Raw genomic sequence first — 12,427 nt, 5'->3', positions numbered from 1 at the left:
GAAAAAACTGCTCATAAATTAAAAATGCTCTCCATTTTCATAATATCTATTTTCTTTAAGTTTTGTAAATATTACATCTACATCCTTATAGCCCATAGTGTTAACATACTTAGTTATAATTTGTGCAGCTTTATCCTGGACTTCCTGTCCCCTATCAAACCATGCAACTTCAACTACAGGACTTCCCGCAACATACTCACCATCCATAATGAATAGCACTTGCGGTATTTCCAGGGAAAAGTAGCTTCTAGGACATTGAAGAAGATCTTCTAATTCATCTATTAGTTCCTTACTTATTCTGCGCAGCTTTTCTGTGTTAATTGCCTTAAATTTTAGTGCGGGCATAATATTCCTCCTTTAGTCGGAAACACTGAGTAGTTTAAGACCACTCGCTCCCCCTCGTAAAACTACTCGTTAAAGCCCATTTAGGGCTTTAACCTCCTCTTATAATTAGTTATTTTTAAGAACCATACCATAGCTTTTACTGCATACCTCGCCATTTTTAAGTACTATATTGCCATTAACAATAACATATTTCATTCCCCTTGGTGCCTTTGTAGGATTATTGTAATCTTCATAGGCTTTTATTTCATTGTAATCAAATATTGAAATATCAGCCTTTTTGCTTATGGAAAGCTCTCCAGTTTCCTTAAGCCCCAAGGTCTTAGCTGGAAGCAGTGTACATTTGTATATTGCTTCTTCTAAGCTTAAGGCCTTTTTATCTCTTACAAATTTTCCTATATACAATGGGAAGTTCCCATATAGTCGTGGATGAGGTACACCAGCAGGTATACTGTCTGACCCTACCATTTGAAGGGGATGATTTATTAGCTTTACTGTATCTTCATAGGAAAATACATTCATGGTAACTATTCCTACACCTGTTTGTTCTTCTATTAAAAGTCTAGCTAAGAAATCCACCGGATGTATTGATAATTCTTTTGCGAGGTTACCAACAGTTCTGCCAATATATCTGTAATTTTCTTTTTTATTTAATGAAGTAATAAGCACTCCATCCCAACCTGTAATATAACTGTAATTATCCCAACCTGTATAATGGGTTTTACTACTCAAAAGTTCTTCTTTAAGCTTGTCTAATACATCCTTATCCTTAAGCCTAAGAAGCATGGCTTCAGTTCCGCCCTTAGTTACCCAAGGAGGCAATAGCTGAGTCATAAGTGTACTTCCCGAAAGGTAAAGGTGTTCATCAAAGGTAATAGTTACGCCTCTAGAAGCAGCCTTATTTACAACATCTATTAATGACTCAGCACTGCAGCCTAAGACCTTTGATGCATAAGACCTTAAATGAGAAATATGAAGTCTTACTGAAGAAGCCTCAGCAATTTCTATAATTTCATCTAATGCCTTTATTATGGAATCATCATGATTTCTTAAATGAACCATAATAATCCCATCATAATGGCTAACAACCTTACACATAGTTATTAATTCTTCTTTTTTGCTGAAAATAGCTGGCATATACTGTAGTCCTATAGACATACCATAGGCTCCACTTTCCATAGCTACTTTTAGTATGGAACACATTTTATTAAGTTCAGCTTCATTTGGTGTTCTATTATCAAAGCCTAAAACTTTAGTTCTAATAGCACCATGGGAAATAAGTACTGCATAGTTGTTTTTAAGTCCTGCCTTACTTATTTTATCCATATAGTTCTGCATATCTTTAAAAGCCCACTTAATATCAGGATCTCCCACAACACCTCTTACGTAGTCCTTCCAAACTTTGCTTTCATTTTCAACAATGGGCACAACTCCAAGGCCACATTGTCCTACAAGCTCAGTAGTGACTCCCTGATATAGCTTTAAATCCTTTAGACTATCTCCCATAAAGGGTACCAAGTCATTATGACTATGAACATCTATAAAACCGGGAGTTACAATTAATCCACTTGCATCAATTGTTTCTTTAGCTTCAAGCTTCATATTTTCTGAGATAGCTGCTATTTTTCCTTCTGAAATGGCTATATCAGCCTTATAAGAAGGCTTTCCCGTACCATCAACAATTGTTCCATTACTTATTATAAGGTCTATCAAGGTCATCATCCTTTCATAGGGTTATAAGTATCTTAATGCTATCATAAACCTTTTCATCAGCAAATAAAACCCTATTTATGCCCTGCGAAATTAATGAATTATTTTAGGCATTTAAGAATTCATCTATAGCCTTAGCTGCCTTCTTACCTGCTCCCATTGCAAGTATAACTGTAGCAGCTCCTGTCACTGCATCTCCGCCAGCATACACTTTTTCTCTTGTTGTCAGGCCAGTTTCTTCATCAGCAATAATACACTTTCTCTTATCCACTTCTAAACCTTTAGTTGTTGAAGATATTAAAGGATTTGGAGAAGTGCCTAAGGACATTATTACTGTATCAACATCCATGATATATTCTGAGCCTTTAATCTCAACAGGTTTTCTTCTTCCTGAAGCATCTGGCTCTCCAAGTTCCATCTTTATGCACCTCATACCTTTAACCCATCCCTTTTGGTCTGCAAGAATTTCTATTGGATTAGTTAAAAGGTCAAATATTATTCCTTCTTCTTTAGCATGATGAACTTCTTCAACTCTAGCTGGAAGCTCAGACTCAGAGCGTCTATAAACTATATGAACTTCTGAACCAAGTCTAAGTGCAGTTCTAGCTGCGTCCATAGCCACGTTTCCACCACCAACTACAGCAACTTTTTGTCCTACTTTAATAGGAGTATCATATTCTTCCTTGAAAGCCTTCATAAGATTATTTCTTGTTAAGAACTCATTAGCTGAAAATACTCCATTTAAGTTTTCCCCAGGAATCCCCATAAACTTTGGAAGTCCGGCACCTGAGCCAATGAATACAGCATCAAATTTTTCATCATTTAAGAGTTCATCAATTGTTACTGTTCTTCCGATTATTACATTAGTTTCTATTGTAACTCCTAGCTTCTTAACATTTTCAATTTCATGCTTAACTACAGTGTCTTTTGGAAGCCTAAATTCCGGAATCCCATAGACTAAGACTCCACCTGGTTCATGCAGTGCCTCAAATATGGTTACCTCATAGCCAAGCTTAGCAAGATCTCCAGCACAGGTAAGTCCAGCAGGTCCGCTTCCTATAACTGCTACTTTCTTACCTTTGCTTTCTTCTCTCTCACTTAAGTCTATATTATTTTCTCTTGACCAATCTGCTACAAATCGTTCAAGCTTTCCTATAGCAACACTCTCACCTTTAATTCCAAGTATGCATTTTCCTTCGCATTGGGTTTCTTGTGGGCATACCCTTCCACATACAGCTGGAAGTGCACTTTGCTTTGCTATTACCTTAGCTGCTTCCTCAAACTCACCATTTTTAACATGCATTATAAATTCTGGTATCCCTATAGTTACTGGACAATTAGTAACACACATTGGTTTCTTACAATTTAAGCATCTGCTTGCCTCTTGCATAGCTTCTTCAGCTGTATATCCTAAGCATACCTCGTTAAAGTTTTTTGCTCTTTCTTTTGCATCCTGCTCTGCTATTGGTGTCTTCTTCATTCTATCCATCGTATCATCCCCCCGTTATTTCTCACATCCACAACAGCCGCCGCCATTATTATGATGTTCTTCTCTAAATTGCGCTTGTGCTTCTTCAGTTTTATACATAGTTTGTCTTCTCATTGCCTCATCAAAGTCAACTAAATGGCCATCAAACTCTGGCCCATCAACACAGGCAAACTTAGTTTTACCTCCTACAGTTACTCTGCAGGCCCCGCACATACCAGTTCCATCAACCATTATTGGATTTAAGCTAACAATAGTATGAATTCCTAGCTCCTTAGTAAGCCTTGCTACAAACTTCATCATTATCATAGGCCCTATAGCTACTACCAGATCATAATGCTTCCCTTTATTTTCAACTAAATCCTTTAATAAATCAGTAACCATTCCCTTAAATCCATAGGATCCATCGTCTGTGCCAACGTATAAGTTCCCAGCTACTGATTTCATTTCATCTTCTAATATAAGCATTTCTTTATTTTTGCTTCCAACTATAACATCGGCATTTATGCCCCTTTCATGTAGCCATTTAACCTGAGGATATACTGGAGCCGTTCCAACTCCACCTGCAATAAACATTATACTTTTATTCCTTAACTCATTTAAATCTTCATGTACCATTTCAGATGGTTGTCCTAGTGGCCCCACTACATCTGAAAAATTATCTCCAATTTCAAAGTTAGCCATTTCCTTTGTAGACGTTCCCATAGATTGGAATACTATTGTAACAGTTCCCTGAGCGGCATCATAATCACAAATTGTAAGAGGTATTCTCTCACCTTTCTCATGCATTTTAATTATTAAGAATTGTCCTGGCATTGCGGACTTCGAGAGCCTTTCAGCTTGTACATCCATTAAATATATATTGGGTGCCAATACTTTTTTGTCAATAATTTTATACATTTCTACAATAACCCCCTTAATATCAAAAAAACGAAATATTCTTAATTATATAATAATGCTAAAATGATTTTTTATCAAATTAAAAATATATATTTCAATAATTTTTCACATTCGTAATATTAATGATTTTTATTATATTTAAAAGATAAATACAAAATATTATGACTGTTGACAAAAATCATATTTATGAGAAAATATAAATAGACGTAACAATATAAAACGTTATAATAATATAATGTTTCATTATGTTTTGTATTGTTTTGTTAATATGAACTATCGGGGGATTATATGAATAAGTCGCTAAAAATCATTACAACTTCACTTATTACAGCCTCAATACTTTTGCTTTCAGGATGCGGAAAAAATACTGATACAAGTAAAACTCCACCTGCAGATACGACACAGCCATCAGCTAAGGTAACTTTAACAATTTCCGCAGCATCTAGCTTAAAGAACTCGCTAGATGAAATTAAAAACTTATATACTGCTGCTAATCCTAATATTAATATAACCTATAACTATGGTGCATCCGGAGCACTTCAGCAGCAAATTGAACAAGGTGCAGCTGTTGATATATTTTTATCGGCCGCAACTAAACAGATGGATGCTCTTGATAGCAAGGGTTTATTATTAAAAGACACTAAGAAAAACCTGTTATTAAACGATGTGGTATTAGTAGTTCCAAAGGACAGTACAGCTATATCTGCATTTAAGAATTTAACCTCAGATAAAGTAAAGAAAATTGCACTTGGTGAACCAAAAAGTGTACCTGCTGGTCAATATGCTGAGGAAGTATTTACAAAGCTAGGCATTCTTGATAAAGTTAAAGCAAAGGCTGTATACGGCAAGGATGTAAAAGAAGTTCTATCCTGGGTTGAAACTGGAAATGCTGATGCAGGCGTAGTTTATGCAACTGATGCTAAGATTTCAACAAAGGTTAAGATACTAGAAACAGCTTCTTCAGATACACATTCTCCAATTGTTTATCCAGAAGCAGTTATTAAAGATAGTAAAAATGTTGATGCAGCAAAGGACTTTTTAAAGTTCTTAAGTGACGATAAAGCTAAAGCTGTATTTGAAAAATACGGTTTTAAATTAGCCAGCAAATAAGGACTACTGGGGGCAGAACAATTAATAATTGTTCTGTGCTTTTAAGGAATACAGGAGGGATAAACCTTGAATTTTGATCTTTCACCTTTATGGATATCATTTAAAACCGCTGTAACTTCTACCATAATAACCTTTTTCTTAGGTATTTGTGCAGCTTGGTTTTTGTCAAGGAAGAAAGGCAGTTTCAAGGTTTTTCTTGATGCCCTGTTTACCCTTCCAATGGTTCTTCCGCCCACGGTTCTGGGCTTTTTCTTGCTCTTGATATTTGGGAAAAACGGACCTATAGGAAAAATTTTATTTTCACTTGGTATACATCTTATTTTCTCCTGGCCCGCAACAGTTATCGCAGCAACAGTTGTTTCTTTTCCATTAATGTATAAAACCACCTTAGGAGCCTTTCAGCAGCTGGATATAAATATTAGTAATGCAGCTAGAACTCTTGGCATTTCAGAGTGGAGAATATTTTGGACCATCACAGTACCTCTAGCATGGCCTGGAATAGCAGCTGGAACAGTTCTTTCCTTTGCTAGAGCACTAGGGGAATTTGGTGCTACCCTTATGATGGCTGGAAATATTCCTGGTAAAACTCAAACCATACCTGTTGCAATATTCTTTTCAGTTGAAGGCGGAGATATGAAAACTGCAATGTACTGGGTTTTAATCATATTCCTATTATCACTGGCAGTTATATTTTCTACAAACTATTGGTCAAATCATGGAACAACACATATGAATACAGGAGCTAAAAATTAATGGAACTTATAGTAGATATTAAAAAGAACTTATCAGATTTTAGTCTCAATGTTAATTTTGAATGTAAGAATTCTAGATTAGGTATACTAGGAGAATCTGGTTCTGGCAAAAGTATGACTCTAAAAAGTATTGCAGGACTTATAACACCTGATGAAGGCAGAATTATTCTAAATGGCAGAACCTTATTTGATTCAAACAATAACATTAATGTTCCAATAAAGGATAGAAATATCGGCTTTCTTTTTCAAAACTATGCACTTTTCCCTCACATGACAGTAGAAAATAATATAAAATATGCACTATATAAAAAATCTGCAGAGGAAAAAAATAAAATAGCAGATGATCTGTTAAGCTTACTGCACATTGAAGATTTAAGAAAAAGATATCCTCATGAAATATCTGGAGGTCAGCAGCAGAGGGCTGCAATTGCAAGAGCACTAGCGGTAAACCCTGAAGCACTTTTTCTAGACGAGCCTTTCTCAGCATTAGACAATCATTTAAAAGGCGTAATGCTTAGAGAGATGAGCCATACGCTGTCAAGATACAGAGGAGTCACATTATATGTTACTCATAATTTAGAAGAGGCCTATCAGCTTTGTGAGGATATTATGATAATATCTAAAGGCTCAATTGCAGCAATTGGTAATAAGAAAGAAATATTTAAAAAGCCTCCTAGTGCTGAGGCAGCAAAACTATTAGGCTACAAAAATATTTCAACTGCAAAGAAAATATCCTCTGATTATGTAAATGCCTTAGATTGGGGTCTTAACATAAAGGTGCCTAATCATATTAAAGAAAGCATTACTCATGTTGGAATTAAGGAAAACCTTATTCAATTATATAATGGTGAGACTGATAATAATTTTCACTGCTGGCCCTTGTATACCTCTGAAACACCCTTCAGCGTATTTGTATATTTAAGTTTTGAGGAAAAGGTCTCAGAAAATAGTGACTATCATCTTGTATGGGAAGTATCAATAGATAAGTGGGAAAACATTAAAAATATGCCAAAACCATGGAAAATACACTTAGATGAAAGTAATATAATATTTATAAATGAAAAAAAGTAAAAAGTACCAATATGTAAAACATGTTTAAAAAGCATATTTTACATATTGGTACTTTTACATTTATGGCATTTTAAGATTTCTTCTATGTCTCTGCAACTATTTTCCCCATATCTTTTATGTCATAGCCTCCAATACCATCTATTTCAGCTTTAAATTCTGAAGAATTTAAAATTTCATAAATAGCTTGAAGATGAGGCTTTATAAAATTTTCTTTTTTAATTACCATTTCATATCTCTCACTTTGAAGAGGTATAAAAGATATATCCTTTACCTGGAGGCTGCTTTTTTCGCAGCCTATTCCAAGGTCTGCAGCACCTCTTGATACAGCACTTGCTACGGCAAGGTGGGAGGAAGCTTCCCTTGTATATCCATTCACCTCATAAGCACTAATACCCAGCTTTCTTAATTTCTCATCTAAAAGTATTCTCACTCCGCTGCCCTTTTCTCTATTTATAATTGTAATATCAGGCCTTGAAATATCTTCCCAGCCTATAATGTTCTTTCTATTTCCTTTTGCAACATAAAAGCCCTGCATTCTTTCAGCTAAATGAATTATTACTGCTGGTGTACCAGGGAGCATTCTTTTAACATAGGGTATGTTATAAATACCTGTATCCCCATCCCACAAATGAGCAGTAGCTGCAGAAACTTTACCATTATAAAGTGCATATAGGCCATTGTAGCTACCTTCATAGGATCTTAATGCTTGGCATCCATTGGGATGCCCCTCTAAGTATCTTGCAAGAATATCAAGCATTATATCCTGTCCGCTTATTACAAGACTTATATTTTCATTAGAGTTATAATTATTTATTTTTTCTGAAAAGGAAGCTGCTTTACTGATTATAGAATTATTCTTAGATGAATTTTTTGTGCTGTTTTTATATTCTTCTACATCCTTCAAATCAACTCTTACTTTTTTGCCTACTTTATACCCCTTAAGTTCTCCTCTTTTTATTAGCTCATAAACTGTATTCTTAGATATTTTTAGTATTTCAGCAACTTCCAAAGGTGTTAATGCAGAATCCTCTAACATATTGTGCAGCCTCCATTTAATTAATATTTTCTAAAAGCTTCATAAAGTCTTCATTACTTTTCTTTTCAAAGTAAAGATTTAAAAGTGTTCTAGTAGACATCTTATTAAAACCCTTACAGCCCTTGTCAAGTATCTCGGTTAAAATATTCATAAAGGTCTCATTACTTTTATCTACATCCTTCAGCATTTTGTCTGCTAAATCCTTTGTTAACTCACCTTTAATGGCTTCTCTAAGCTTTTCAGTATATTCTTCCATAATTTTTCTAGTTTCTTCTGGGTAGGAAGTAAAATCACCAGAAAGTATATCTTCTATTTTAAACATATATTTACCTCATAAAAGTTAATAAAATAAAGGTTATGAAACTATTGTATCATAACCTTTAAATTTTTTTCATTATTATTTATTGTTTTTATTTTTTATAGCTAGTAATAACTTATCGCAGGTTGCAGGCATGTCATATATCCTTACTCCTACAGCATCATAAATTGCATTTAATATGGCAGGTGCCGTAGGAATCATAGCAGGTTCCCCTAATCCTTTAGCTCCATAAGGTCCGCTTTCTTCTATTTCCTCTATGAAATAGGATTTAACTTTAGGAATATCCTTGCTGGTAGGTATAATGTAATCTGAAAAATTCTTGTTTTTAATTTCTCCTTTATTTACATTAACCTCTTCCATGATTGCATATCCAATACCCATAGCTAGGCCCCCGATAGCTTGACCTTCTGCTAATACCGGATTTACAACCTTACCTACATCATTAACAACAACTGCTTCTATTACATCTACCTTACCAGTTTCGTCATCTACCTCCACAACTACCTTTTGAGTTCCGAAGCTATAAGGCCAATAAGGATTACCTTGTCCCGTTTCTAGGTTTACCTGTGAAGTAGTTGCTTTAAAGTACCCCTCAGCTCTTGTATCTATTCCCTTCTTTGTCATTTCAGAATAAATTAAACCTAAGCTTGTATCTTCTATCTTTATGGAACTGTCTTTAATAGCTAGCTCCATATTTTCCCTTAATTTTCTTGAAGCGTTTAAAACTGCATTACCAGTATTATAGGTTTGTCTGCTAGCAGCTGCTGTTCCTGAATCATGCATTAAGTTAGTGTCATTATACTTAATTGTAACTAAGTCCTCACTTATCTTTAAGGTTTCAACGGCAATCTGCCACATAACACTTATACCGCCAGAGCCTACATCTGATACTTCAACATATATTATTATTTTTCCATCACTATTTAGAACTGCTGTAGCTCTTGATTCATCTGGAAAGCCATTACCATAACCAGTTCCATAAAAAGCAGAAGCATATCCAACTCCTCTTCTCTTCAATTTAACTGCCCCCTTCCCTTTAATATATCTTACAAATCTATACCGTCTATTTCAGCTACTTTTTCTATACACTTCTTTAATGCTACACTGCTTTTTAAACATTGGCCAGAAGCTGTAACACTTCCCACCTCAAAGGCATTCATGTGTCTAAATTTAAGTGGGTGCATGCCAAGCTTTTCTGCTAGTATATCCATTTGACCTTCATAGGCTATTGGTACCTGTGCAGCACCAAAACCTCTCATAGCACCGCAAAATGGGTTATTTGTATATATTGCCATAGCTTCTACATCCACATTAGGAATAACATAAGGTCCAGTGGCATGCATTGCAGATTTTCTTAATATATTCATGCCCCAGGAAGCATAAGCACCTGTATCTCCATATATTCTGGCCTTTAAGGCACAAAGCTTTCCATCAGATCTTACTCCAGTTTTATAATACATTTTAACTGGGTGGCGTTTACTATGAGATGTTGTAGATTCCTCTCTTGAGTAAACTATTTTAATAGGCTTCTTTGTAATATAAGCAGCCACAGCTGCATGGCACTGAGGATTAATATCCTCTCTTGCTCCAAAGGCTCCTCCTATAGAAGTATTAATTATTCTAACCTTATCCTCTGTAAGCTTTAGGCATCTAGAAACTTCCTCTCTGTCATAATGAGGATACTGAGTAGCTACATAAATTTCCATAACCCCAGTTTCATCATATTTAGCAACACAAGCCTCTGGTTGAAGGAAGGCATGCTCTACCATTTGTGTGCTGTACCAATTTTCAGCAACGTATGCCGCTTCTTTAAAGCCTTCTTCAACATCTCCGGTTTTCACCTTTATGTCATAGAGAATATTACTGCCGTCACCAAGGATTGACGCATCTTCTTTTAAGGCATCCTCTATTGTAAATATTCCTTTATATTCTTCATATTCAACCTTAACACTTTTAAGTGCAGCTGCTAAGGATTGTTTATCCTTTGCAACAACAAGGACCAGAGCATCTCCAACTCTTTTAACTGTATCTTTTACTAAAATGGGAATGTCTTTAAAAATAACCCCATGAGAATCTGCTCCAGGAAGCATGCTGTAATCAATAACAGCTTCTACACCTGGAAGCTTTTTTATTTCTTCTGTATTTATGCTAAGCACCTTTCCATAGGCTATAGTGCTTCTTTTAACTCCAGCATAGAGCATCCCTTCAAATTCTATATCATCAGGATAAACAGCTTTTCCTAATACCTTATCAAAGGCATCCGGCCTTATAAAACCTTCACCTACAGCTCTCAAAAAAATCCCCCCTAACTATTCTTAATCTTTAATTGGGCAAGTTTAATACCTTCTACTATCTTCTCATATCCCGTACATCTGCATAGATTACCTGCTATACCTTCTCTAATTTCCTCATCATCAGCATCAAGGTTTTTATCTAGTAGGGCCTTTGTACTTAACACCATTCCTGGAATACAATAGCCGCATTGAACAGCGTTAACCTCTAGAAAGGCCTGCTGAATAGGATGCATGCCATCCTCACTTACTCCTTCAATTGTAGTAATTTCAGCACCATCACATGCAGCTGCTAATGTAATGCAAGAATTTACTGTTTTACCGTTTAAAATTACAGTACATGCTCCGCATTCACCTTCTCCACAGCCTTCCTTTGTACCCTTTAGCTTAATTTCATCTCTTATAAAATCTATTAACCTTAGTAATGGATCAATTTCCTTGATATAATCTTTTCCATTAACTTTTATAGTTACCTTCATAATATATTTTCACCCCAATCGGATTATTAAAAGCATAATTATTTGCTTTCAAGTGCTGTTCTAAGTGCTTCTTTATATACCCCTTTAATTGCTTCCCTTTTGAAGGGCATTGTCGCCCTTCCTTTAATACTCTCAAAGACATCGTTTTCAAGAAGTATTAACGGTTCTTCTGTATTTAGCCATTCCTTATCTTTTCCTAAAGCTTGTCTTTCAAATTCTACTGCTCTGAAAGGATATCTTCCAACAGCACCTAGGCATATTGAAATATTTTTTATAGTATCTTCTTCTATTTTTAAACTCAAAGCTGCACTTACTCTTGCGATGGCTAAGGAATTCCTTTTGCCAAGTTTATAAAATCCGCTCAATTCTTTTGTTTTAGGAATTTTTATGGCGATTAATATTTCATTTTCCTTTAGTTTTTCAGTTTTATAATTTTTAAAATAGTCTTCACAGCTTATGTGCCTTGTCCCATTTATAGACTCTATTTCAAGTATTCCGTTCAGGCTTATTACACATGGAACTACATCTGCAGCAGAGCCTGCATTACTTATATTTCCACCTATAGTTGCCATGTTTCTGATTTGAGGGGACCCCATATTTTTAGCACATTCAATAAGAGAATTATAATTATTTTTAATAATACTGCTTTCTAAAACTTCTGTAAAAGTAACCATACTGCCAAGTGTTATACTAGCAGCATCCTCAGTTATTGTTTTAAGTTCAGAAATCCTACCTAGGTCAATGATATTTTCTATGGTAAGTTTTTCCCTTTTAAGATCAAGTGTCAAATCTGTGCCCCCTGCTAAAAGCTTTGAATTTGTATATTCATTAAGCATAGTTTTAGCATCTTCAATAGAATTTGGCTTTAAAAAATTAAGCACCTTAATTCTTACCCCCTTTAAAAAAACTGTAAATAGCCTTTATAATCTTA

General features: G+C 35.1%; 13 protein-coding genes. 3 read left to right on the top strand and 10 right to left on the bottom strand.

Features of this window, described 5'->3' with window-relative positions; all coding sequences use genetic code 11:
- Positions 1-18: 18 nt before the first annotated feature.
- The 4 genes from ACJDUH_RS03280 to ACJDUH_RS03265 all read right to left on the bottom strand — a co-directional run bounded on the left by ACJDUH_RS03280 (position 19) and on the right by ACJDUH_RS03265 (position 4,438).
- Entirely contained in the window at positions 19-345 is a 327-nt protein-coding gene (locus tag ACJDUH_RS03280; protein WP_406763722.1) for a DUF1904 family protein, read from the bottom strand.
- A 105-nt stretch (positions 346-450) separates the two neighbouring features.
- Entirely contained in the window at positions 451-2,055 is a 1,605-nt protein-coding gene (locus tag ACJDUH_RS03275) for an N-acyl-D-amino-acid deacylase family protein (protein ID WP_406763721.1), read from the bottom strand.
- Positions 2,056-2,158: 103 nt separating this feature from the next.
- Positions 2,159-3,541 carry an NADPH-dependent glutamate synthase gene (gltA, locus tag ACJDUH_RS03270; RefSeq protein ID WP_406763720.1) on the bottom strand — a complete coding sequence of 461 codons (1,383 nt, stop codon included), beginning with the start codon at positions 3,539-3,541 and terminating at the stop codon, positions 2,159-2,161.
- Between the two features lie 15 nt (positions 3,542-3,556).
- A complete protein-coding gene (locus tag ACJDUH_RS03265) occupies positions 3,557-4,438 on the bottom strand; it encodes a sulfide/dihydroorotate dehydrogenase-like FAD/NAD-binding protein (protein ID WP_406763719.1) in 882 nt (293 codons plus the stop codon).
- Between the two features lie 288 nt (positions 4,439-4,726).
- Between ACJDUH_RS03265 and modA the strand changes: the two genes are divergently transcribed.
- The 3 genes from modA to ACJDUH_RS03250 all read left to right on the top strand — a co-directional run bounded on the left by modA (position 4,727) and on the right by ACJDUH_RS03250 (position 7,371).
- Complete coding sequence (gene modA / locus ACJDUH_RS03260) at positions 4,727-5,548, top strand: molybdate ABC transporter substrate-binding protein (RefSeq protein WP_406763718.1); 822 nt, start codon at positions 4,727-4,729, stop codon at positions 5,546-5,548.
- A 66-nt stretch (positions 5,549-5,614) separates the two neighbouring features.
- Positions 5,615-6,301 carry a molybdate ABC transporter permease subunit gene (gene modB / locus ACJDUH_RS03255; protein WP_406763717.1) on the top strand — a complete coding sequence of 229 codons (687 nt, stop codon included), beginning with the start codon at positions 5,615-5,617 and terminating at the stop codon, positions 6,299-6,301.
- The gene (locus ACJDUH_RS03250) at positions 6,301-7,371 is read left to right on the top strand and encodes a sulfate/molybdate ABC transporter ATP-binding protein (RefSeq protein ID WP_406763716.1); all 1,071 of its coding nucleotides are present in this window, start codon (positions 6,301-6,303) and stop codon (positions 7,369-7,371) included. Before modB ends, ACJDUH_RS03250 begins: the two co-directional genes overlap by 1 nt.
- A gap of 82 nt (positions 7,372-7,453) precedes the next feature.
- Here the strand turns inward: ACJDUH_RS03250 and ACJDUH_RS03245 are convergent, their stop codons facing one another.
- The 6 genes from ACJDUH_RS03245 to ACJDUH_RS03220 form a co-directional block, all read right to left on the bottom strand.
- A complete protein-coding gene (locus ACJDUH_RS03245; RefSeq protein ID WP_406763715.1) occupies positions 7,454-8,407 on the bottom strand; it encodes a substrate-binding domain-containing protein in 954 nt (317 codons plus the stop codon).
- Between the two features lie 16 nt (positions 8,408-8,423).
- A complete protein-coding gene (locus tag ACJDUH_RS03240) occupies positions 8,424-8,729 on the bottom strand; it encodes a hypothetical protein (protein ID WP_406763714.1) in 306 nt (101 codons plus the stop codon).
- Between the two features lie 75 nt (positions 8,730-8,804).
- Positions 8,805-9,743: a xanthine dehydrogenase family protein molybdopterin-binding subunit gene (locus ACJDUH_RS03235; RefSeq protein ID WP_406763713.1), complete on the bottom strand. Its 939-nt coding sequence runs from the start codon at positions 9,741-9,743 to the stop codon at positions 8,805-8,807.
- Between the two features lie 29 nt (positions 9,744-9,772).
- On the bottom strand, positions 9,773-11,020 hold the full coding sequence (locus tag ACJDUH_RS03230; protein WP_406763712.1) for a xanthine dehydrogenase family protein molybdopterin-binding subunit: 1,248 nt from the start codon (positions 11,018-11,020) through the stop codon (positions 9,773-9,775).
- Positions 11,021-11,031: 11 nt separating this feature from the next.
- A complete protein-coding gene (locus ACJDUH_RS03225; RefSeq protein WP_406763711.1) occupies positions 11,032-11,496 on the bottom strand; it encodes a (2Fe-2S)-binding protein in 465 nt (154 codons plus the stop codon).
- A 38-nt stretch (positions 11,497-11,534) separates the two neighbouring features.
- On the bottom strand, positions 11,535-12,377 hold the full coding sequence (locus ACJDUH_RS03220; protein WP_406763710.1) for an FAD binding domain-containing protein: 843 nt from the start codon (positions 12,375-12,377) through the stop codon (positions 11,535-11,537).
- Positions 12,378-12,427 lie beyond the last annotated feature (50 nt).

Source organism: Candidatus Clostridium radicumherbarum, from assembly GCF_045310525.1.
Classification (GTDB): domain Bacteria; phylum Bacillota; class Clostridia; order Clostridiales; family Clostridiaceae; genus Clostridium_AT; species Clostridium_AT radicumherbarum.
This window is presented reverse-complemented; position numbering and strand designations above follow the sequence as displayed.

What these genes read in the sequence shown, in the direction of transcription:
- modA (WP_406763718.1), top strand. Translation starts at nt 4,727, where the DNA reads ATGAATAAGTCGCTAAAAATCATTACAACTTCACTTATTACAGCCTCA.
- ACJDUH_RS03240 (WP_406763714.1), bottom strand. Translation starts at nt 8,729, where the DNA reads ATGTTTAAAATAGAAGATATACTTTCTGGTGATTTTACTTCCTACCCA.
- ACJDUH_RS03225 (WP_406763711.1), bottom strand. Translation starts at nt 11,496, where the DNA reads ATGAAGGTAACTATAAAAGTTAATGGAAAAGATTATATCAAGGAAATT.
- ACJDUH_RS03250 (WP_406763716.1), top strand. Translation starts at nt 6,301, where the DNA reads ATGGAACTTATAGTAGATATTAAAAAGAACTTATCAGATTTTAGTCTC.
- ACJDUH_RS03245 (WP_406763715.1), bottom strand. Translation starts at nt 8,407, where the DNA reads ATGTTAGAGGATTCTGCATTAACACCTTTGGAAGTTGCTGAAATACTA.
- gltA (WP_406763720.1), bottom strand. Translation starts at nt 3,541, where the DNA reads ATGGATAGAATGAAGAAGACACCAATAGCAGAGCAGGATGCAAAAGAA.
- ACJDUH_RS03265 (WP_406763719.1), bottom strand. Translation starts at nt 4,438, where the DNA reads ATGTATAAAATTATTGACAAAAAAGTATTGGCACCCAATATATATTTA.
- ACJDUH_RS03280 (WP_406763722.1), bottom strand. Translation starts at nt 345, where the DNA reads ATGCCCGCACTAAAATTTAAGGCAATTAACACAGAAAAGCTGCGCAGA.